This window comes from Stenotrophomonas sp. YJH_SMC_17 (assembly GCF_059371655.1).
In genome coordinates this window covers 34,695-55,903 of sequence record NZ_JCAFUU010000009.1, presented here as the reverse complement: position 1 = coordinate 55,903, position 21,209 = coordinate 34,695, and the positions used below count along the sequence as shown (strand labels likewise).

Sequence of the window (21,209 nt, the reverse complement as noted above, 5' to 3'; positions counted from 1 at the left end):
TCGTTCCCGTAGTGAAACACCTCCGCTAGATGATTGAATTTTCCGTCGTCGACTGGGCCGCCTGGGCGCCCGGCCTGACCGAGCGCAGCCAATGGCTTCGCTGGGCCGATGCGCCGTTCCTGCCCGTGGGCGAGGGCGCGCCAGCGCTCAGCGAAGTCCCGGCGATGCAGCGTCGCCGCATCGAACGGCTGGGCCGGATGGCGATCCAGGCCGCATGCTGGTGCGAGGACGCGCAGGGTGCCGACAGCCAGGTGCCGCTGGTTTTCGCCAGCCGCCATGGCGATGTGCCCCGCTCGATGGAGCTGCTGGCATCGCTGGCAGCCGGAGAACCCCTGTCGCCCACGACCTTCGGGTTGTCGGTGCACAACGCCATTGCCGCCCTGTACTCGATTGCCCGCGGTCATCGCGGCAATTACCTGGCGCTGGCCGCGGGCCAGGCCACGGCGGAAGCCGCCTGCCTGGAAGCGGCCGGCCTGCTGGCCGATGGCGCCCGTGAGGTGCGCGTGGTGGTGTACGAGTCGCCCCTGCCGGGCATATACGCGCCGTTCGCCGACGAACCCGACGTGTTCTTCGCATGGTGCTGGCGTCTCACCCAGCCCCGTGAGGACTGCCAGACCCTGTCATTGCGCTGGGGACCGGCGGGTGCCGCCCGAGGCGTGCCGGGCGATCTGCCGCACGCACTGGACCTGCATCGTTTCCTGTTGTCGGGGATGCCGGCGCTTGAGCATGTAACGCAGGGACAACGCTGGTCCTGGGGCCGCCGTGGCTGAGGGGCTGCAACGCCTCGATCACGCCTGGCGGGTACTCGCTACGGCCCTGTGTTTCCTCGCCTTTGGCGCGGGCGGACTGATGCTGGGAACGGTGGTGATGCCGTTGCTGCTGCTGATGCGCGATCCGCTGGCGCGCCGCCGCCGTGCCCGGCGTCTGGTCCAGCTCGCCTTTGCCGGGCAGCTGCGGTTGATGCGCAGCCTGGGCGTGATGACCTGCGAGATCGAAGGGCGCGAACGCCTGCAGCGCGACGGCCTGCTGGTGCTGGCCAACCATCCGACGCTCATCGATGTGGTCTGCCTCGTGTCACTGCTGCCCAACGCGGAGTGCGTGGTCAAGCGCGCGGTGGCCAGCAACCCGTTCATGCGTGGTGTGGTGCGGGCCGCCGGCTACATTGCCAACGACGATGGGCCCGGCCTGGTCGATGACTGCGTGAAGGCGGTCCGTGCGGGGGGCAGTCTGGTCATTTTTCCGGAGGGCACCCGCAGCGTGCCCGGGCAGCCACTGCGGCTGCAGCGCGGCGCCGCCAACATTGCCGTCCGCGGTCGTCTGGACATCACACCGGTGCGGATCACCTGTACGCCGCCGACCCTGGCAAAAGGGCAGAAGTGGTATCGTATTCCCTCGCGTTGCTTTCACGTTCGGCTGCAGATCGGCGAAGATATCCCGATCTCGTCATTTCTGGTCGAAGACGACTCGCCAGGAGGGAATGCCCTGGCGGCACGTCGCGTCACCGAGCACCTTTCCCGTTACTTCGACCTGTCTGGAGACCCCACCCGTGCAAGCACTTGAGCACGAGATCAAGGTATTGATCATTTCCTCGCTTTCATTGGAGGACATCACGCCGGAGGATATCGACCCGGTTGCGCCGCTGTTCGTCGAGGGCCTTGGCCTGGATTCGATCGATGCGCTGGAACTGGGCCTGGCCCTGCAGAAGAAGTACGGTGTGAGCCTGTCATCCGACTCGGAAGAGACCCGCCGCCATTTCTCCAGCGTGCGCGCGCTTGGCGAGTTCGTCGCCGCCCATCGGTCGTAACCGGTGCCAGGAACTGCCATGACCAAGAATGAACTGTTCGATCGCATCGTTTCCATCCTCACCGACAGCTTCGAGATCGAACCGGCCCGGATCACGCCGCAGGCTCGCCTGTACGACGATCTGGACATCGACAGCATCGATGCGGTCGATCTGATCGTCCAGCTCAAGCCGCTGCTGGGGCGCAACCTGCAGCCGGAAGCATTCAAGGCCGTGCGTACGGTGCAGGACATCGTCGATGTGACGCATGGCCTGCTGCCGGACCAGGCGGCCGCCTGACCGCAGCGCGGGCGTCGCTCCCATGGCACGCGCACGCACGGTGGCGGTGGCTGCGATCTCGTTGGCCTATCCGCTGCTGGTCTATCTGGCGATGGGCCGTTTCGAGCCGCGCTGGTCGTCGCTGCTGCTGTTCGCGCTGGCCCTGCTGCGGGCGCTCGGCACGCGCCAACCGGTGTGGTGGGGCGCGGCAGCGGGTGCCGGCCTGCTCGCGGTGCTGGCCACGGTGCTCAACCAGGCGCTGCCATTGAAGCTGTATCCGGCGCTTGTCAATGCCGTAATGCTGGTCGTGTTCGCCGGCAGCCTTCGATTCGGCCCACCGGTGGTCGAGCGCCTGGCCCGCTTGCAGGAGCCGGACCTGCCGGCGTCGGCGGTGCCTTATACCCGTCGCGTCACCCAAGTGTGGTGCGGCTTCTTCGTGTTCAACGGCAGCCTGGCCCTGCTGACCGCGCTGTATGCGTCGGACCGGGTCTGGATGCTCTACAACGGTTTGCTGGCGTACGTGTTGATGGGAATCCTGTTTGCGGGTGAATGGCTGGTGCGGCAACGGGTCAGGGCGGTGCACACGCATGGCTGAGTGGATTGCCCTGGATCGGCTGCTGCTGGATGCGCGGCCGCAACGCCCGGTCGGCGTCTGCGACGGTGTGCTGCTCGACCACGCCGGGTTCCACCGGCGCGTGTTGGCGTGGCGCGCGGCCTTTGCTGCTGCCGAGGGGCGCGACTGGGCCCTGTACTTCGACGATGCCGTTGCCTTCGCCGCGGCGCTGTACGGTGCCTGGCATGCCGGCAAGCGGGTGTTCCTGGCGGCCGACAACCTGCCGGCCACGCTGCAGGCCCTGCAGCCACGGGTGAGTGGCTTTGCGGGCGATGTCTCCGCCGACTACCGCCCGCTTGCGGCGGCGGATGCAATGGCGGACGGTGCGTTGCGGATGCTGGACGAGCGCACCTGCGAACTGTGTGTGTTCACCTCCGGCAGCACCGGCCAACCCAGCGCCATCAGCAAGCGCCTGGACCAGCTGGCGCGCGAGGTTGAAGCGCTGCAGGCTGCGTTCGGCGAACGGCTGGAAGGTGCGGAGGTGCATGGCACGGTTTCGCACCAGCACATCTACGGCCTGTTGTTCCGGGTGCTGTGGCCGCTGGCCGCTGGTCGCCTGATTCATCCGCGCCGCTTCTTCCATGAGGATCTGGTGGCGGCGCTGTCCGGTACCGATACGGTGCTGGTGGCAACCCCGGCCCATCTCAAGCGCCTGCCGGAACAGTTGGATTGGGCCAGCCTGCATGGCCGCTTGCGCGCGGTGTTTTCCTCCGGCGGTCCGCTGCCTGAAGACGCGGCGCGGCAGGTGCGGCAGTGGTTGGGCGTGGCTCCCACCGAGGTGTACGGCAGCAGCGAGACCGGTGGCATCGCTTGGCGTCGCTGGGAAACCGACCTGCCGCCGTGGCAGCCGCTGCCCGGCGTGCAGTGGCGGGTCGATGAGGGATGCCTGGCGGTGGCGTCGCCGCACCTGGAGAGCGCCGGCTGGTGGCGCACCCAGGACCGCGTCGAAGCGCTGGCCGACGGTTGTTTCCGCCTGCTGGGCCGAACCGATCGCATCGTCAAGGTCGAAGAGCGGCGCGTTTCGCTGGATGCGCTGGAACGCGCGCTGCGCGACGATGCCGAAGTGGAGGATGCACGCGTGCTGGTGCTGCCGGGCCAGCGCGAGCAGCTTGCAGCGGTGGTGGTGCCGGCAGATTCCGCGCTGCTGGACGGCGGTGAGGCGGCGCGGCGTGCACTCGGCCAGCGCCTGGGCGCGCGGCTGGCCCACAGCCATGACGCAGTGACCCGTCCACGTCGCTGGCGACTGGTCCAGTCGCTGCCGCTCAATGCGCAGGGCAAGGTCACCCAGGCGGCGCTGGTGGCATTGTTCCAGCCGCTGATGCCGGTACCGCTGTGGGATCACCGCGATACGTCCAGCGCGACATTGCGCATGACCCTCGACCCGTCGCTGCGGCCGTTCCAGGGCCACTTCCCGCAGGCCGCGATCCTGCCCGGTGTGGCCCAGCTGGACTGGGCGGTGCGTTTCGGCCGCCAGGCCTTCGCGATGCCCGCAGGTTTCCTGCGGATGGACGCGCTGAAGTTCCAGCATGTGGCGCGGCCGGGTGACGTGCTGACGCTGCAGCTGGACTGGGATGCCGCGCGCGGCGTGCTGGGTTTCCGCTATACCTCCAGCCATGGGATGCACTCCAGTGGAAAAGTGGTGTTCGCCGATGCGGATTGATCCCTCCATTGCCGGTGCCGCGTTCGCGCCATTGGTGGTGATTCCTGTCTACGACCACGAACATGCGATCGCAGCGGTGGTCGACGGCGTGCTGGGCTGTGGCCTTCCGTGCCTGCTGGTGGACGACGGTTCACATCACGCGTGTGCGGCCGTGCTGCGTTCGCTGGCACAGCGCCCGGGTGTCGACCTGCTGCGCCTGGACGTCAACCAGGGCAAGGGCGGGGCGATGCTGGCCGGGTTTGCCGAGGCCCACGCGCGTGGCTACAGCCACGTGCTGCAGATCGATGCCGACGGCCAGCACGATACCGGCGACCTGCCGCGCTTCATCGAGGCATCGCGTGCCCATCCGGATGCGGTGATCTGTGGTATCCCGGCCTACGATGCCAGCGTACCGAAGGCACGCCTGTATGGGCGCTACGCCACCCACATCTGGGTCTGGATCAATACGCTGTCGCTGCACCTGCGCGACACCATGTGCGGCTTCCGCGTGTACCCGCTGCCACCGGTTCTGCGCCTGATCGGCGAAGAGACCATCGGCCGGCGCATGGATTTCGATACCGAGGTGATCGTGCGCCTGTACTGGCGACAGGTTCCGGTCGAGCACCTGGCCACACGCGTGACCTATCCATCCGATGGCGTGTCGCACTTTGACATGTGGCGCGACAACGTGCGCATCACCCGCATGCACGCACGCCTGTTCTTCGGCATGCTCCGGCGCGCACCGCGCCTGCTGTGCCGCCGCCTGCAGGGGCAGCGCTGAAATGGCGACCGCGCAGGGTGCCCCGCACTGGGCCGATATCGGTGAATCCACCTCGGTGGCCGGCGTGCTGGTCCTGTACTGGGTGCACCGCTGGTTCGGGCGCTGGCCATTCCGCATGTGCGTGTGGCCGGTGGTGGCCTGCCATTGGCTGGGCAACCGCGTTGGCCGCGAGGCCTCGATGCAGTATCTGCAGCGGCTGCAGGCCCACAGCGGCGTGCTGGGCCGCGCGCCAACCCGCCGCGACAGCCTGCGCCACTTCTTTTCGTTTGCCGACACGATGCTGGACAAGATCCTCGGCATCGGCGGGCGCTATCCGCCCGAACGCATCCACCTGCATCGCACCCCGGTGCTGGAGAAGATCGCGCAGCGCGAAGGCGGGCTGATCCTCACCGCGCACATCGGTTGCCTGGAACTGTGCCAGGTGCTGGCCGAGCGGGTCCCCGGCCTGCGCATCACCGTGCTGGTGCATACCGCGCATGCGCAGCGCTTCAACCGCCTGCTGCGCCGGCTGGATCCGCTGGCGGCGGTGGAGCTTGTGCAGGTCACCGAGATGGGGCCTGCCACGGCGATGATGCTGGCCGACAAGGTGGCCGCAGGCGGTTTCGTGGCCATTGTCGGCGACCGTACGCCGGTCGGCGGCGGGCGCAGCATCAGTGCCGAATTCCTCGGGCAGCGTGCACCATTCCCGATTGGGGGCTATGTGCTGGCCGCTGCACTGGGCTGCTCGGTCTACACCATGTCCTGCCTGCATGAGGGCGAAGGTTACCGGATCGTGTTCGAGCCGTTCGCCGATCGCATCGTGCTGCCACGCGGTTCGCGTGATGCCGCGCTGTCCGGGCAGGTGCAGCGCTATGCGGGTTGGCTGGAACGCCAGGTCATCCAGTCGCCGCTGGACTGGTTCAATTTCTTTCCCTTCTGGGATCAGGCTTCGCATGACGACTGACGCCGTATCCGTGTGCCGCTTTGGCGATGCACCGTTGACCATCGAAGATGTGGTTGCCCTGGGCCAGCGGCGGCGCCAAGCCGCACTGAGCGAGGCTCCCGCGTTCCGCGCGCACATCCAGCGCGGTGCCGATTTCCTCGACCGCCTGCTGCGCGACGAGGGTGTGATCTATGGCGTGACCACCGGCTATGGCGACTCGTGCACGGTGAACATTCCGCCGGCGCTGGTGGCCGAGCTTCCGCACCATCTGTACACCTACCATGGCTGCGGCCTGGGCCGTTACCTGGACCCGGTCGAGACCCGCGCGGTGCTGGCCGCTCGCCTGGCGTCGCTGGTGCGTGGCATGTCCGGTGTCAGCGTGCCGTTGCTGGAGGGGCTGGCCATGCTGCTGCAGCACGACGTGCTGCCGATGATTCCGGCCGAAGGCTCGGTCGGTGCCAGTGGCGACCTGACCCCGCTGTCCTACGTGGCCGCGGTGCTGTGCGGCGAACGCGAGGTGCTGCACGAGGACCGCGTGCAACCAGCGGCCGAAGTGCTGGCGAAGATCGGCATGGCGCCGTTGAAGCTGCGGCCAAAGGAGGGCCTGGCGATCATGAACGGCACCGCGGTGATGACCGGCCTGGCCTGTCTGGCCTGGCAGCGCGCCGACTACCTGGCACGCATGGCCACGCGCCTGACCGCGTTCAACGTGCTGGCCAGTGACGGCAATGCGCACCACTTCGATGAAGACCTGTTCGCGGCCAAGCCGCACCCGGGCCAGATGCGCATTGCCGCACGCCTGCGCGGCGACCTGCACAGCGAGCGTCCACCGCGCAATGAACAGCGCCTGCAGGACCGCTATTCGCTGCGTTGCGCGCCGCATGTGATCGGCGTGCTGGAAGACAGCCTGCCGTTCCTGCGCCAACTGATCGAAACCGAATTGAACAGCGCCAACGACAATCCGCTGATCGATGGCGATGGCGAGCGCATCCTGCACGGTGGCCACTTCTACGGAGGCCACATCGCGCTGGCGATGGACACCCTGAAGAACACGGTGGCCAACGTTGCCGATCTGCTCGATCGGCAGCTGGCGCTGGTGGTGGATGCCCGCTACAGCCATGGCCTGCCGGCCAATCTGTCGGCCGCTACCGGCCCGCGTGCGGCCATCAACCATGGCCTGAAGGCGCTGCAGATCAGCGTGTCGGCATGGACCGCCGAAGCGCTGAAGCAGACCCTGCCGGCGTCGGTCTTCTCGCGCTCCACCGAATGCCACAACCAGGACAAGGTCAGCATGGGCACCATCGCCGCACGCGACTGCCTGCGCGTGATCGAGCTGACGGAACAGGTGGTGGCGGCCATGCTGATCGCCGCCCGCCAGGGCTTGGCGCTGCGCGAGCGGGTTGGCCTGAACGCGCAGCTGCATGGCTGTCTGGCCGACATGTACGCCGACCTGGGGCAGCGCATCGCCCTGGTCGAAGAGGACCGCGCGCTGGATCGCGAACTGCGGGAACTGCTGGTGGAGATCCGCACGCAACGCTGGGAGCTGTATGCCGGTGAATGAATCAATCGAACGGGTGGCCGAAGTTGCACTGGCCCCGGCCTTCCATGACTGCGACCCGATGAACGTGGTCTGGCATGGCCATTACTTCAAGTACTTCGAGATCGCGCGTTGTGCGCTGCTGGGTCGCTACAACTACGACTACCCGCAGATGCTGGAATCGGGTTATCTGTGGCCGGTGGTCGATGCACGGGTGAAGTACGTGCGCCCGCTGCTGTTCAACCAGGCCCTGCGCGTGCGCGCGAAGATCGTCGAGTGGGAGAACCGGTTGAAGATCGAGTACGAAATCCTCGACGCGCACAGTGGCCAGGTGCTGACCCGTGCGATGACCATCCAGGTCGCGGTGGACGCGATCAGCAGGGAAATGCAGTACCAGTGCCCGCCGGTGCTGTGGGAACGCCTGGGAGTGCCTGCGCCATGAACGCCCTGATCACGGTTTCGCGCGCGCTGCTGTGCGCGCTGCTGCTGGCCGCCGCACCGCTGGTGCAGGCGGCCGACCCCGCCACCGATGCGATCACCCAGGCGGTGGCGCGGCCGGACGTGCTGCGTGGCCAGTTCACCCAGGAAAAGCAGGTCAGCGGCTTCAAGAACCCGCTGCGCTCGCAGGGTCGCTTCGTGGTCGCGCGCCAGCACGGCGTGATCTGGACCACGCTCAAGCCGTTCCCCTCCGAAGTGGTGGTCACCGCCGACCGCATCCTCAGCCGTCAGCGCGATGGCAGCACCCGCGTCGAACTCGACGCACGGCAACAGCCGGCGATGCGTTCGGTGAACGCGATCATGTTCGCGCTGATGAGGGGTGACGTGCAGGCGCTGTCCAGCCAGTTCAGCGTTGCCGCCAGTCGCGAAGGGCAGGGCTGGCGGCTGCGGCTGACGCCGAAGTCGGCGATGCTGGCCAAGGCGTTCGAGTCGCTGACGCTTCAGGGGGACCGTTACGTGCGCCAGGTCGAGATCGTCGAAGCCAACAAGGACCGCACGCAGATCCGGTTCAGTGAACTGAGCGAGGCGCCGGCGACGCTCAACGCTGACGAGGCACGCCGCTTTGACTGAGGCCATGGCGTCGAACCTGCCGGAGCGCTTGCGGCGCTGGTGGCATTGGCTGGGCATCGCCTGGCTGGTGCTGCTGCTGGCGCTGGGCGTTCAGCAGTGGCACCTGTGGAGCCAGCAATCGCGGATCGATACCGACATCCTGGCGCTGCTGCCGCAGGACGCGCACGACCGCCTGTTGAGCGATGTCACCCGTCGCATCGCCGATGGCAGCTCGCGGCAGGTGGTGGTGCTGCTCGGCAGCAGCGACGGCGCTGCCGCCAAGCGCGCCCAGGCGGCTTTCGCCGGTGCCATGGCCCAGGACGCAGACCACGCGTTGCTGGTGCCCAGTGGTTCCATCGAGGGCTGGTTCGACGAGGCGCGCGCGTTCTACGCACCGTACCGCGACCGCCTGCTGACGCCGGCCCAGCGCGACCAGCTGCAGAACGCTGAACCCGGTGTGCTGGCCGAGCAGGCGTTGGCTGCGCTGTACGGCCCGATGGGGGCCCCACGCCTGACCGAGTGGCGGCAGGACCCGCTGTCGCTGTGGCCGCAGTGGTGGCAGCAGCAGGCACAGGGTTCCGGGCTGCGCCTGGGCGACGATGGCCTGCTTGACGCCGAAGGCAAGCATTGGGCGGTCCTGCAGTTCGATACTCCGGGTTCTGCGTTCAGGCTCGATGGCGAGCGCCACCTGGATGGCCTGCTGGAGCGTGCCGGGCAGGCGGCGAGGGGGGCCGCCCCCGATCTGGAGATCCTGCATGCGGGCGTACCGCTGCATGCCGAAGCGGCCGCGGTGCAGGCCAACCGGGAGATCAACACCATCGGCTGGGGCTCGCTGGCGGCCGTGCTGCTGCTGGTGTGGCTCGCGTTCCGTTCGCTGCGGCCGATCCTGCTGGTGGCCACGTCGCTGCTGATCGGCTGTGGCGTGGCGCTGGCGGTGACCGTGCTGGTGTTCGGCAACGTGCACGTGTTGACCCTGGTGTTCGGTGCATCGCTGGTGGGCGTGGCCGAGGACTATGGCATCCACTGGTTCGCATCGCGCCAGGCCGAACCTGCTGACCGCCGCTGGAAACTGCTGAGGCACCTGCTGCCCGGCCTGTGGCTGGCCCTGCTGACCAGCGCACTGGCGTACCTGGCGCTTGGCCTGGCGCCGTTCCCGGGACTGCGCCAGATGGCGCTGTTCTCGGTGGTCGGCCTGGCCGCCGCCTTCCTCACGGTGATCTTCTGGTTCCCGTGGCTCGATGGCGGCGAGATCCGCCGGACCCGCTTCTCGCAGTGGCTGGGCAACACGCTGGAGCGCTTCCCGCGCCTGCATGGACGTGGCCCGGTGACGATCTTCGTGGTGGCCGCGCTGGCGCTGTCCGCGGTCGGCATCGCACGCCTTCAGAGCGACGACGACCTGCGCAGCCTGCAGTCCTCGCCGCCGGCGCTGATGGCCCAGCAGATCCGCCTGAGCCAGTTGCTGGGCATGCCCAGCCCGGCACAGTTCTACCTGGTGCAGGGCCGTGATGCAGCCCAGGTGTTGCAGCGCGAAGAGGCATTGACGTCGCGCCTGCGCGCACTGGCCAATGACAAGCGCATCGGCGGATACCGTGCGATCAGTGACTGGTTGCCGTCGCCGGCGCGCCAGCAGGCGGATGCCGCACTGACCGCGAAGGTGGAACCGGGCGTGCTGTCGGCGGTGTCGGAGGCGGTCGGTGAACCGCTGCCGCGCCCGGCATTTGCCGCATCGCCGCTGACCGCCGAGGCGTTCCTGGCGTCGCCGGCATCGCAGCCGTTCCGTCACCTGTGGGTGGGCGAGGTGGGTGGGCAGATGATCAGCGTGGTGATGGTCGATGATCTGTCGCGCGCCGACGCGCTGGCGACCCTGCGTGGGGCCGCCGAAGGCCTGCCCGGCGTGCGCTGGGTCGACCGCACCGCCGACTTCTCACACCTGCTCGGCCACTACCGCAAGCTGATGGGTGGGCTGCTGCTGGTCGGCATCGCGCTGGTGTTCGGCGCGCTGTGGCTGCGCTACCGCCGCCAGGCCTGGCGCGTGTTCGCGCCGACCCTGATCGCCGGTGCGCTGACCCTGGGCCTGCTGGGCCTGTTCGGCCAGCCGCTGCAGCTGTTCAACGTGCTGGCGCTGATGCTGCTGCTGGGCATGGGCATCGACTACGGCATCTTCCTGATCGAGCACCGCGGCGACGCCAGTGCCTGGTTGGCGGTGTGCGTGGGCGCGGCCAGTACCTGGCTGTCGTTCGGCCTGCTGGGGCTGTCGCAGACCCCGGCGCTGCGGGCCTTCGGCCTGACCCTGCTGTTCGGCATCGGTCTGGTCTGGCTGATCTCGCCGTTGTTCAGGCCACCACCCCATGCATTACCGCCGTCCTGAATCGCAGCGCGCGCAGGCATCCACGCCGCTGGCGTGGCAACCGGTTCCAGAACATCATCTACCCCCTCACCCCGTAGCCGGCAGGGCGTTACATGAACCATTCCATCCACAGCGGTTGCCCCGTACGTGTGCCGGAGGCCACGTGCCAGCGCTGATCGTGCGCCGCACTGCGGCTCTGCTGCTGTGCGTGCTGCTGTCCGCCTGCGCTGGGCGCATGTCGAGACCGCAGGTGGAGCTGCCGCCGCTGCGCCTGGCCCCTTCCAGCCTGCCGGCGCCCGTGGCGCTGCAGCAGCAGCTGCATTTTCGCTTCGGGCGCCACGAACGTGATCTCGACGCCCTGCTGGAAGCCGATGCGCAGCAGGTGCAACTGGCGGTGCAGGCCATGGGCCAGACCGGCGTACGCCTGCGCTGGGATGGTCAACAGCTGACCCAGCAGCGTGCGTCGTGGCTGCCGCCCCAGGTCCGGGCGGAGCGGGTGCTGGATGACCTGCAGTTCGCGTTGTGGCCGACGGCCGCGATCGCTGCCGTGCTGCCGGCCGATTGGCAGGTGGCTGACGACGGGCACCTGCGCACCTTGTCGCGTGCGGGCGTGGCGTGGCTGCAGCTGCAGCGCCTGGAGGATGGCAGCCTGCAGCTGGACAATCGTGCGGAAGGCTACGCGCTGCGCATCGAATCGATCGATATGGCGGGACAGGAATGATGGACACGGCCGTCTTCCTCAATGATCTGGGCATCGTCTGCGCGCTGGGTGATGGCCGCGCGGCGGTTGCGGAGACGATGTTCGCCGAGGTGCCAGGCGGGCTCCGCAACAACGACAGCCTGTTGCCGGGGCGCACCCTGGCGCTGGGCGAAGTGTGCACGCCGTTGCCGTCGCTGGAGGAACTGCCGCTGGGCCTGCGCGGCCGCAACAACGCGCTGCTGGCGGTCGCACTGGCGCAGATCGCGCCTGCAGTGGGCGCGGCGATCGCCCGTTATGGCGCCGAGCGCGTGGCCGTGGTGCTGGGAACCAGTACATCGGGTATTGGCGAAGGCGAACGGGCCATGTGCACCCATGCCACGGAGGGGCGTTGGCCGGCGGATTACGATTACGCGCAGCAGGAAATGGGCACCGCCGCGCAGTTCGTGCGTCTGCGCAGCGGTGCGCAGGGCCCGGCATGGACCTTGTCCACGGCGTGTTCATCCAGTGCCAAGGCACTGATGTCGGCGGCGCGCCTGCTGCGCGCCGGGGTGGTCGACGCAGTGATCGCCGGCGGCGCGGATTCGCTTTGCCGCTTCACCGTGGCCGGTTTCAGTGCGCTCGAGTCGGTGTCCGACCTGCGCTGCAATCCGTTCTCGCAGCATCGGTCCGGCATCAATATCGGGGAAGGCGCGGCGTTGTTCCTGCTCACCCGCGACACCGGCCCGGTGGCGCTGGCGGGATGGGGGGAATCCTCCGACGCCCACCACATGTCCGCACCCGACCCGCACGCCCAGGGCGCCATCGACGCCCTGCAGCAGGCGCTGCAGAGGGCGGGCTGGTCGGCCGCGGATGTCGACTACGTGAATCTGCATGGCACCGCGACCAGCCACAACGATGCCATGGAAAGCCTGGCGGTTTCGGCGGTGCTCGGCACCGGTGTTCCGGCCAGTTCGACCAAGCCGATCACCGGGCACGCGCTTGGCGCCTCGGGCGCGATCGAGGCGGCATTGTGCTGGATCCTGCTGGCCGAGAATCCACTGCAGCAGCTCCCACCGCACTGGTGGGACGGCGCGCTGGACGAGGCACTGCCGGAACTGGCACTGGTGGCGCCGGGTACACGGCTGGAGCAGCCGCTGCAGCGGATCCTGAGCAGCTCGTTTGCCTTTGGCGGCAGCAATGCCGTGCTGGCACTGGAGCGTCGATGAACCCTCTCTACGCAATTGAAGACGTGGTGCCGCATCGCCAGGAGATGTGCCTGTTGCAACGGGTGCTGCACTGGGACCAGGACAGCATCGAGGCCGAACTGGTGGTGCCCGGGGCAGGTCTGTTCATCGAGAACGGTGAAATGCCGGCCTGGATCGGCATCGAGTATATGGCGCAGGCCATTGCGGCCTGGTCGGGGTGTCGCGCGCGCGCGGCTGGCGCGGGGCCGCAGCTGGGCTTCCTGCTTGGCAGTCGGCGCTACAGCAGCCTGCGCAGTGGTTTCCCGAGCGGAACCCGCCTGCGCGTGCAGGCGCGTCGCGAGCTGCTGGGCGACAATGGGCTGGGGATGTTCGCCTGCCGCATCCTGGCGGGCGAAGAAGAGTGGGCGATTGCCAACGTGTCGGTGTACGAACCGACCGACGCGAAGGCTTATCTGGAGAGTGGACAGGCATGACTGGGAATCGATGCGTGCTGGTGACGGGTGCCAGCCGGGGGATCGGCCGCGCCATCGCGCTGCGCGTTGCGCGGGATGGATTCGACGTGGTGGTGCATTGCCGCAGCCGCGTGGAGGAAGCCCAGGCGGTGGTTGCCGAGATCCAGGCGCTGGGCAGGCAGGCACGCGTGCTCACCTTCGACGTATCTGACCGTGAGGCCGCGCGGGCCGCGCTGGAAGCCGACGTGGATGCGCACGGGGCCTGCTACGGCGTGGTCTGCAACGCGGGTATCGCCCGCGACGGTGCGTTCCCGGCGTTGTCGCCGGAGGATTGGGACCAGGTCATCCACACCAATCTGGATGGCTTCTACAACGTGCTGCATCCGTTGATCATGCCGATGGTGCGGCGGCGCAAGCCTGGCCGCATCGTCACCCTGTCATCGGTGTCCGGTATCGCCGGCAACCGTGGCCAGGTGAACTACAGCGCAGCCAAGGCCGGCATCATCGGGGCGACCAAGGCCCTGGCACTGGAACTGGCCAGCCGCCAGATCACGGTCAACTGCGTGGCACCGGGGCTGATCGAGACGGAGATGCTCAACGATGAAGTGGTGGAGCACGCGCTGAAACTGATTCCTGCCGGCCGCGTCGGTCGTCCGGAAGAAGTAGCGGCGACGGTGTCCTTCCTGCTGTCCGAGCCTGCCGGCTACATCACCCGCCAGGTGATTTCGGTGAACGGAGGCATGCTCTGATGACCGCCGATCACCGCGTGGTGGTGACCGGTGCAGCGGCCATCAGTCCCCTTGGCCACGATTGGCCGACCATCCATTCGCACCTGCGCAGCGGCCGCAACGCCGTGCGCGTGATGCCCGAGTGGGATGTCTACGCCGGGCTGAACACCAAGCTGGCCGCACCGGCGCAGCCGTTCGAGCTGCCGCCGACCTACAACCGCAAAAGCACCCGTTCGATGGGCAAGGTGGCGATCATGTCGGTGCGTGCCACCGAGATCGCCCTGCACGAAGCGGGGCTGCATGACCATCCGGTGCTGCGCAGCGGCCGCACCGGGGTGGCCTATGGCTCGTCCTCCGGCAGCCATGAGGCCATCGGCGAACTTGGCCGCATGCTCAACGAGTTCACCACCGAAGGCATCAGCGCCACCACCTACCTGAAGATGATGAGCCACACTGCGCCGGTCAACATCGGCGTGTTCTTCGGTCTGTCCGGGCGCATCTACACCACATCCAGTGCCTGTACGTCCGGCAGCCAGGGTATTGGCGCGGCGTACGAGGCGATCCGCAGTGGCAAGCAGACGGTGATGGTGGCCGGTGGCGCCGAGCAGCTGGACGCCGCCGCCGCCGCCGTGTTCGACACCCTGTTCGCGACCAGCGTGCGGAATGACGCACCGCAGTCGACGCCACGTCCCTTCGATGCTGGCCGTGATGGACTGGTGCTGGGTGAGGGGGCCTGCACCCTGATCCTGGAGGAAATGGGCCACGCACAGGCCCGTGGCGCAACGATCCTTGCCGAGGTGGTGGGTTACGGCACCAACAGTGACGGCCAGCATGTCACCCAGCCCAGTGCCGGCACCATGGCCCAGGCCATGCGTTTGGCGCTGGAAGACGCCGGACTGGACGCGGCGCAGATCGACTACGTCAACGCGCATGGGACCGCGACCGATCACGGCGACATCGCCGAAACCCAGGCCACGGCGCAGGTGTTCGGCCCGCGGATGCCGATCAGCTCGCTGAAGAGCTACGTCGGCCATATGCTGGGCGCCTGCGGAGCATTCGAAGCCTGGGTGAGCATCGAGATGATGCGTGCCGGCTGGTTTGCCCCGACCCTGAACCTGGTGGAGGTGGATCCGCGCTGCGGGCAGCTGGACTTCATCACCGGCCAGGGCCGCGAACTCCAGGCCGAGTACGTGATGAGCAACAACTTCGCGTTCGGTGGCATCAACACGTCCCTGCTGTTCCGCCGCTGGCGCAGTTGACCTTGCCGCCGGCAGAGCGTGCGCGAGGCTGAACGCCGCCGCCACATTGCTGAACCTCGCCGCGGAAACGCCGCCGATCACGCCGTCATCGTCGGCCGACGGCTTTCCCCGGTGTCGGCTTTCCGACACAATCATGGCTCTTCCCGGGTTATCGTCCCGCGGACATGCACGCCTACGTCTATAAAAGCCAACTCAAGCCGGACACTTACGTCTACGTTCCCCGACGCGAAGATTTCAGCGCGCTGCCTGCGCCGCTGCTCAAATCGCTGGGGACGCTCACTTTCGTCCTGGACGTGGCCCTGGATGCCCAGCGCCGCCTGGCCCAGGCCGACCCGGACAAAGTTCGCAGTGAAATGAACGAGCGCGGGTTCTACCTGCAGGTGCCGCCGTCGGTGGCCAGCCTGATGCCGCGCCACTATGACTGACGCCTCCCGTCCGCGGGCCCTGTCGATCGCCTTTGCCGTGGGCGCTGTACTGGCGCTGGGCGCCGCCGTGGGCGGTGTTCCGGGCGCCATCCTTGCTGCCCTGGCGCAGCCAGCGTTCGCGCTGGGGGTGTCGTGGTGGCGCCGCAGCCGCGCGCTGCTGCCGCTGAAGGTGGTCGCCCGCCAGGACCTGCCGGCACTGCTGGCACTGTGGGCCGCCGCGCCGCTGCTGTTGGCGCTGCTGCTGGCCTGGCCGCTGGCCGCGCTGCGTGACAGTGGCAGCCTGGCGGCGGTGCTGGGCCTGAGCGTGCTGGTCAGTGCCGGCCTGCTCGCCGCTTGGCGCACCTGGCCGTTGTGGAACGACGTTGAACGCCTCGATGGCAGCCTGGCCCAGCATTGGCACGCGCTGGCCGGGCGTGACCTGACCGCCTGGCGTGGCCTCGCTGTGGCCGCGCTGGTGGTCGCGCTGGCGGCGCTGGTGGTGCTGCCGGCCTGGCCGGGCCTGCTGCCGGAAAGTGCGCGCTGGCCGGCCGTGCTTGCGGTGCTGGTGCTGTCGCCGGTACTGCACCTGCTGTTGCAGCGGGTCGCGCCTGCGCCGCTGGTCTCGCTTCGTAGCGGCCCGCTGGCCACGACCAGCAACGACCACGAACCGCTGTTTGCCGCGGCGGCCGAAACCGCGCCGTTGGAGGCGATGGCGCCACAGGAACTGACTCCGGCACTGTATGAAGCCGCCCGTCAGGGTCGCATCGACCGCGGTCTGCAGCTGCTGCAGGCCGGTGCCGATCCGTATGCGTTGCCCGACCCGAACTGGCGTGACCAGCGCAGCCTGGCGGTGCTGGCCGCGGTGCTGCCGGACCTGCGCCTGCTGCGCGAACTGATCGCCCGCGGCGTTGACGTGAACGCGCCGCACCGCGGCATGACGCCGTTGCTGGCCGCCACGCGTGACAGCTGGCATGGCCGCCCGGAAGCGGTGATGACCCTGCTCGCCAACGGTGCCGATTCGCGTGCTACCGACAGCGATGGCAATACGCCGCTGCACCATGCCGCGCGCAGTTCCGACCCGGGTGTGGCCGCGCTGCTGCGTGATGCCGCCGCCGAAGTCGACGCGCTGAACCGCGATGGCTGGTCGCCGCTGGCGGTAGCCTGCCAGGTGGGCAACTGGCGCCTGGCCCGCTTCCTGCTGGAACGCGGTGCGCGCAGCGAACCGGCCGAGGGTACCCCGGTGCTGCTGGCCGCCGCCGCCACCGAAGATGACGATCCGGCGGGCGTGCAGCTGCTGCTCAAGCACAAGGCGCGCGCCGACGCGCGTGATCGCCAGCGCCGCAGCGCGCTGCATGAGGCGGCGCTGGCCGGACATGTGGAAATCATCGGCGTGCTGCTCGCCGCCGGCGCCAATCTGGAAGCGCGCGATGCGCTCGGTCGCACGCCTTGGCTGGAAGCCGCGCGTGCCGGTCGCGCAGCGGTGGTCGAACACCTGCTGCCGCACAAGCCGGACCTGGTTGCCGTGGACGGCGAGGGTCGCAACGCGGTGCAGTTGGCGGCGATGGCCGACGATGTCTCACCGTTGCTGATCAAGCGCCTGGTGGAACTGGGCATCGCTGCCGATGCCACCGATCCGGCCGGCCGTCGCGCGGTGGACTATGCCGCCGAAGCAGGTCGCTGGGCGATCGTTGCGCTGCTGGACCCTTCCTACCCGTTGCCGGCGGCGGTCAGTGACGGCCTGGCCGAGCGTGGCGAAACCGCCAGTGCCAGCGGCCTGCTGCCGGACCGCCCGCCGCTGACCCTGCTGCGCGAAGCGCTGGGCTTCGGCAATACCGAAGGCATGGCCGCGCTGGCCAAGCTGTGCCAGCCGGAAGAACTGGGCGGCCTGCTGCTCGACCCGGAGCTGGCGCTGGAGCCGCGCGCGGTTGATTGGCTGCTGGCCCACGGCGCCGATCCCTACGTGCGTGACGCCTGCTCGGACACGCCGATGTTCGCCCTGCTGTCGCGCGGCGTTGATGCGGTGCCGGCGCTGCAGGTGATGTTGCAGCGTGGCTTGTCGCCGGCGGGTCGGGGTGGCCTTGCGCGCTTCCTCGCTGCCTGCGCGCAACATGATCAGGCCGCCCGTGGCCTGGAACAGCTGGCGCTGGAACTGCTGGAACGTGGCGCTGATCCGTTCGCAGCTTCGCCGGCCGGCGATCCGCCGCTGTCGCTGGCGGTGCGCCTGGGCTGGCTGCGCCTGCAGCAGGCCCTGCTGAAGGCCGGTGTTGATCGCGAAGCGCGTGACAGCCACGGCATGACCGCATTGCACCTGGCCACCGCATTGGCCCGCGAAGCCGCGCTGAAGCTGCTGGTGCAGCACGGTGCCTCGCCGGAAGCCCGTGCCGCCGATGGCCAGACGCCGCTGGGCGTGGCGCTGTCGATTGGCCGCCGCGACCTGGCCGACTGGCTGGACTGGCGGGTGTGGCCGTTGCCGCGCCGCACCCTGCGCGAGGCCGATCTGCCGGCCGCTGCAATGGCCGGTGACGTCGATGCAGTGCGCCGCCTGATCGATCTGGGCTTCGCCGTTGATGCGGTCGATGCGCAGGGCTGCACCGCGCTGCTGCGCGCCGCCGGTGGTGGCCATCTGGCGGTGACCGACCTGCTGCTGGCGCGCGGCGCTGATCCGCAGCACGCGGCGGCCAGTGGTGCTACGCCGCTGTCGGCGGCGGTCAGCATGCGCCAGGTGGATATCGTCTCGGCCCTGCTCGACGCCGGCGCCAAGCTGGAACACCGCCTGCCAGGCGGCGTGACCGTGCTGATGCTGGCCTCGGCGCTGGGCCTGCCGGATATCGTCGCGCGCCTGCTCACCGCCGGTGCCGACGTGCACGCCGGTGACGCGCAGCAGCTGGGCCCACTGCACTGTGCCGCGCTGTATGGCTTCAGTGCCCGCGACCGTTCGCGCCTGCTGGCCCTGCTCGACACCCTGCTGCTGGCCGGTGCCGAACCGGACCAGGCCGCCGCTGGTTCGGTCACGCCGCTGCTGCTGCTGCTGGGCGCACGCGCCGAGCCGGGCACCGCCTGCGACGAGCAGGTGGTGATGGCCGCGGTGGAACGCCTGCTGGACGAAGACGTCAGCCTGGACGTGCGAGATCCGCGCGGCTTCGGCCCGCTGCACCTGGCCGCGTTGCATGGCTTGCCCCTGCTGGTGCAGCGACTGCTGCGGGCCGGTGCCGATCCGGAAGTACGCGACAGCCTCAACCGCAGCCCACGCGAGATCGCGGTGATGCGCGGCTTCATCGACGTGGCCGGCGAGTTCGAACCGCGCGTGCCGGGTGTCTCGTCGATGGCGCGGTTCCTGCGCGACAACGGCTGATTTCTGGAAGAGGGTAGTGCCGGCCGCCATCGATCGGGTGGGGCCGATCCTGCCCACGGTGGGTGCCGACCGTGGGTCGGCACGCCTACGTGTCGTCGCTTTCCGCGTCGGCCTCGAACAGGTGCATCAGGTCGTTGCGTGCATCACGCGAGGTCTGGATCACCGCCGCCTCGTCGTCGTACACCAGGTACTGGTCGCGCAGCAGCTGCTCATCATGCTCGCGGAAACGCTGCACGTGGCGTTCGGCCACGCTCGGCGCCACGCCCAGTGCAGTCAGCACGCGCCCGCTCATCTCCAGGCTGGTGCCGAACACTTCGCGGAACGGCTCGGCCGACATGTCCATCAATCGCCACGCATGCTGGCGGTTGCGCGCACGCGCCAGCACCGTCGCGTCCGGGTACAGCCGGCGCACCATGCGCACCGCGCGCAGGTTGGTTTCCGGGTCGTCCACGGTGATCACGAACACATCGATGTGCTCGCCGCCGGCCGCGCGCAGCATCTCCGGCCGGGTCGGGTCGCCGTAGTAGAGCTGGTTGCCGAAGCGGCGCAGGTCGGCCACGGTATCCGGGTTCGCCTCCAGCGCCACGAACGGCACCTTCTGCGCGGTCAGCAGGCGCGCAATCACCTGGCCGAAGCGGCCCATGCCGGCGATCAGTACCTTCGGCCGGTTGTCCGGTGCCACCTTGTCGGCGTTGGCCGGCTCGCGTGGAGCGGCTTTCTCCTGACCGAGCAGTTTCAGCAGCGCGATCATCAGCAGCGGCGTGATCGCCATCGACAGGCCGACGATCGCCACCAGCCGGTCGTGGTTGGCGTTACCCAGCAGGTGCGCGCGCTGTGCTTCGTTGAACACCACGAAGGCGAATTCGCCGCCCAGCCACAGCACGCTGCCCAGCAGAAGCGACTGCCGCGAACTGAGCCGGGCAATGCGACCGATCACGTACAGCAGGCCGAACTTGACCACCAGCAGGATCGCCACGCCGGCCGCGATCAGCCACGGTTCGGCGGCAATGCGATCCAGGTCGATGCCCATGCCCACCGCGATGAAGAACAGGCCCAGCAGCAGGCCCTTGAACGGCTCGATCTGCGCTTCCAGTTCGTGCCGGAACTCCGAATCCGACAGCAGCACACCGGCCAGGAACGCACCCAGGCTGGGGCTGAGGCCGGCCTCCTGCATGAACCAGGCGGTGCCGAGTACCACCAGCAGTGCTGTGGCGGTGAACACTTCCGGGCTGCGGGTGCGCGCGATGATGCTGAACACCTTGCGCAGCACCGGTCGCCCGCACAGGATGACCAGCGCCAGAGCGCCCAGCGCCACCATTGCATCCTCGAGGCGCAGGGTCTCGTTCTTCACCCCGCCCAGCAGCGGAATGGCCGCCAGCAGTGGAATCGCGATCAGGTCCTGGAACAGCAGGATGGCAAAGCCCAACCGGCCGTGGTCACTGTTGATCGCCTTGTGCTCGGACAGCAGCTGCAGGCCGACCGCCGTGGACGACAGTGCCAGCGCCACGCCCACCACCAGCGCGCTCTTCCACTGGAAGTGGTCGAGCAGCAGCAGGCCGCCCAGCACCAGCCCGGACAGCGCCACCTGCGCCGCACCGGCGCCGAACACCGAGCGCCGCATCACCTTCAGGCGTGCCGGCGACAGCTCCAGGCCAATCACGAACAGCAGCATCACCACGCCGATCTCGGCGGCGCCGAGGATGCGGTCGGCGTCCTGCACGAATCCCAGCCCGTCCGGGCCCAGCACCACGCCGGCCGCCAGATAGCCCAGTACCGCGCCGAAGCCGAACTTCTTGAACACCGGCACGGCGATGACCGCCGCCAGCAGCAGCACCAGGGCCAGTTCCAGACCACCGCTATGCATGGGAATACCTGGTCATCGGGGGAGCCCGCTGTGCGTCCGTTCGGGTGGAGAAAGCGTGGCGAACACCACCGCGCCATTATGCGCGCCGGTCTGTGTACGCACGAGAACAACCTGCGCGGCAGGGCGCTGCCGCGGCGGGACCGGGTTGACCTGCATGGTCCACGGGTCCAGACTGCCCGCCGCTGGCGGCGCGTCCGCCAGCACACGCATCCCGGAGTCCCCAACCCATGTCCAGCGACAGTAGAAGTCGACCTCGTTCGACGCCAGCGATGGCCACCGCCTGACATCGGGACGGTTTGCCTGCGTTGGCGTTGCGCGAGG

20 protein-coding genes are annotated in these 21,209 nt (G+C 68.6%); 19 read left to right on the top strand and 1 reads right to left on the bottom strand.

What is annotated here, in order from left to right; genetic code table 11:
* The first annotated feature begins 29 nt into the window (after positions 1-29).
* The 19 genes from AC5P8Z_RS18135 (at position 30) to AC5P8Z_RS18045 (ending at position 19,024) form a co-directional block, all read left to right on the top strand.
* Positions 30-770 (top strand): beta-ketoacyl synthase chain length factor, encoded by a 741-nt coding sequence (locus AC5P8Z_RS18135; protein ID WP_495229673.1) that lies wholly within the window; start codon positions 30-32, stop codon positions 768-770.
* Entirely contained in the window at positions 763-1,560 is a 798-nt protein-coding gene (locus AC5P8Z_RS18130) for a lysophospholipid acyltransferase family protein (RefSeq protein ID WP_495229672.1), read from the top strand. The genes AC5P8Z_RS18135 and AC5P8Z_RS18130 overlap by 8 nt, the downstream gene beginning before the upstream one ends.
* Positions 1,547-1,804, top strand: a complete 258-nt coding sequence (locus tag AC5P8Z_RS18125; RefSeq protein WP_046983475.1) for a phosphopantetheine-binding protein — start codon at positions 1,547-1,549, stop codon at positions 1,802-1,804. Before AC5P8Z_RS18130 ends, AC5P8Z_RS18125 begins: the two co-directional genes overlap by 14 nt.
* Before the next feature lie 18 nt (positions 1,805-1,822).
* Positions 1,823-2,080: an acyl carrier protein gene (locus AC5P8Z_RS18120; RefSeq protein WP_135275541.1), complete on the top strand. Its 258-nt coding sequence runs from the start codon at positions 1,823-1,825 to the stop codon at positions 2,078-2,080.
* A gap of 22 nt (positions 2,081-2,102) precedes the next feature.
* On the top strand, positions 2,103-2,654 hold the full coding sequence (locus tag AC5P8Z_RS18115) for a COG4648 family protein (protein WP_046983477.1): 552 nt from the start codon (positions 2,103-2,105) through the stop codon (positions 2,652-2,654).
* A complete protein-coding gene (locus AC5P8Z_RS18110; protein ID WP_495229671.1) occupies positions 2,647-4,332 on the top strand; it encodes an ApeI family dehydratase in 1,686 nt (561 codons plus the stop codon). The genes AC5P8Z_RS18115 and AC5P8Z_RS18110 overlap by 8 nt, the downstream gene beginning before the upstream one ends.
* A complete protein-coding gene (locus AC5P8Z_RS18105) occupies positions 4,322-5,092 on the top strand; it encodes a glycosyltransferase family 2 protein (RefSeq protein ID WP_295567546.1) in 771 nt (256 codons plus the stop codon). Before AC5P8Z_RS18110 ends, AC5P8Z_RS18105 begins: the two co-directional genes overlap by 11 nt.
* 1 nt (position 5,093) lies before the next feature.
* Positions 5,094-6,035, top strand: a complete 942-nt coding sequence (locus AC5P8Z_RS18100) for a lysophospholipid acyltransferase family protein (protein ID WP_286070350.1) — start codon at positions 5,094-5,096, stop codon at positions 6,033-6,035.
* Positions 6,025-7,575, top strand: coding sequence for an HAL/PAL/TAL family ammonia-lyase (locus AC5P8Z_RS18095; protein ID WP_286070349.1), 1,551 nt, complete (start codon positions 6,025-6,027; stop codon positions 7,573-7,575). The genes AC5P8Z_RS18100 and AC5P8Z_RS18095 overlap by 11 nt, the downstream gene beginning before the upstream one ends.
* Positions 7,562-7,993 carry an acyl-CoA thioesterase gene (locus AC5P8Z_RS18090; RefSeq protein WP_286070348.1) on the top strand — a complete coding sequence of 144 codons (432 nt, stop codon included), beginning with the start codon at positions 7,562-7,564 and terminating at the stop codon, positions 7,991-7,993. Before AC5P8Z_RS18095 ends, AC5P8Z_RS18090 begins: the two co-directional genes overlap by 14 nt.
* Positions 7,990-8,619 (top strand): outer membrane lipoprotein carrier protein LolA, encoded by a 630-nt coding sequence (locus tag AC5P8Z_RS18085; protein WP_286070347.1) that lies wholly within the window; start codon positions 7,990-7,992, stop codon positions 8,617-8,619. Before AC5P8Z_RS18090 ends, AC5P8Z_RS18085 begins: the two co-directional genes overlap by 4 nt.
* 4 nt (positions 8,620-8,623) lie before the next feature.
* A complete protein-coding gene (locus AC5P8Z_RS18080; protein ID WP_495229670.1) occupies positions 8,624-10,966 on the top strand; it encodes an MMPL family transporter in 2,343 nt (780 codons plus the stop codon).
* Positions 10,967-11,180: 214 nt separating this feature from the next.
* Entirely contained in the window at positions 11,181-11,666 is a 486-nt protein-coding gene (locus AC5P8Z_RS18075) for a DUF3261 domain-containing protein (RefSeq protein WP_343229524.1), read from the top strand.
* Complete coding sequence (locus AC5P8Z_RS18070) at positions 11,663-12,850, top strand: beta-ketoacyl-ACP synthase (RefSeq protein WP_495229669.1); 1,188 nt, start codon at positions 11,663-11,665, stop codon at positions 12,848-12,850. Before AC5P8Z_RS18075 ends, AC5P8Z_RS18070 begins: the two co-directional genes overlap by 4 nt.
* The gene (locus tag AC5P8Z_RS18065; RefSeq protein WP_295567535.1) at positions 12,847-13,302 is read left to right on the top strand and encodes a hotdog family protein; all 456 of its coding nucleotides are present in this window, start codon (positions 12,847-12,849) and stop codon (positions 13,300-13,302) included. Before AC5P8Z_RS18070 ends, AC5P8Z_RS18065 begins: the two co-directional genes overlap by 4 nt.
* Positions 13,299-14,030 (top strand): 3-oxoacyl-ACP reductase FabG, encoded by a 732-nt coding sequence (fabG, locus tag AC5P8Z_RS18060; protein WP_286070342.1) that lies wholly within the window; start codon positions 13,299-13,301, stop codon positions 14,028-14,030. Before AC5P8Z_RS18065 ends, fabG begins: the two co-directional genes overlap by 4 nt.
* On the top strand, positions 14,030-15,268 hold the full coding sequence (locus AC5P8Z_RS18055; RefSeq protein WP_286070341.1) for a beta-ketoacyl-ACP synthase: 1,239 nt from the start codon (positions 14,030-14,032) through the stop codon (positions 15,266-15,268). Before fabG ends, AC5P8Z_RS18055 begins: the two co-directional genes overlap by 1 nt.
* A 164-nt stretch (positions 15,269-15,432) precedes the next feature.
* On the top strand, positions 15,433-15,693 hold the full coding sequence (locus AC5P8Z_RS18050) for a YcgL domain-containing protein (RefSeq protein ID WP_197581819.1): 261 nt from the start codon (positions 15,433-15,435) through the stop codon (positions 15,691-15,693).
* Positions 15,686-19,024, top strand: coding sequence for an ankyrin repeat domain-containing protein (locus AC5P8Z_RS18045; protein WP_495229668.1), 3,339 nt, complete (start codon positions 15,686-15,688; stop codon positions 19,022-19,024). Before AC5P8Z_RS18050 ends, AC5P8Z_RS18045 begins: the two co-directional genes overlap by 8 nt.
* Before the next feature lie 85 nt (positions 19,025-19,109).
* Here AC5P8Z_RS18045 and AC5P8Z_RS18040 read toward each other — a convergent pair whose 3' ends face one another.
* Positions 19,110-20,888 (bottom strand): monovalent cation:proton antiporter-2 (CPA2) family protein, encoded by a 1,779-nt coding sequence (locus AC5P8Z_RS18040; RefSeq protein ID WP_286070339.1) that lies wholly within the window; start codon positions 20,886-20,888, stop codon positions 19,110-19,112.
* Positions 20,889-21,209 lie beyond the last annotated feature (321 nt).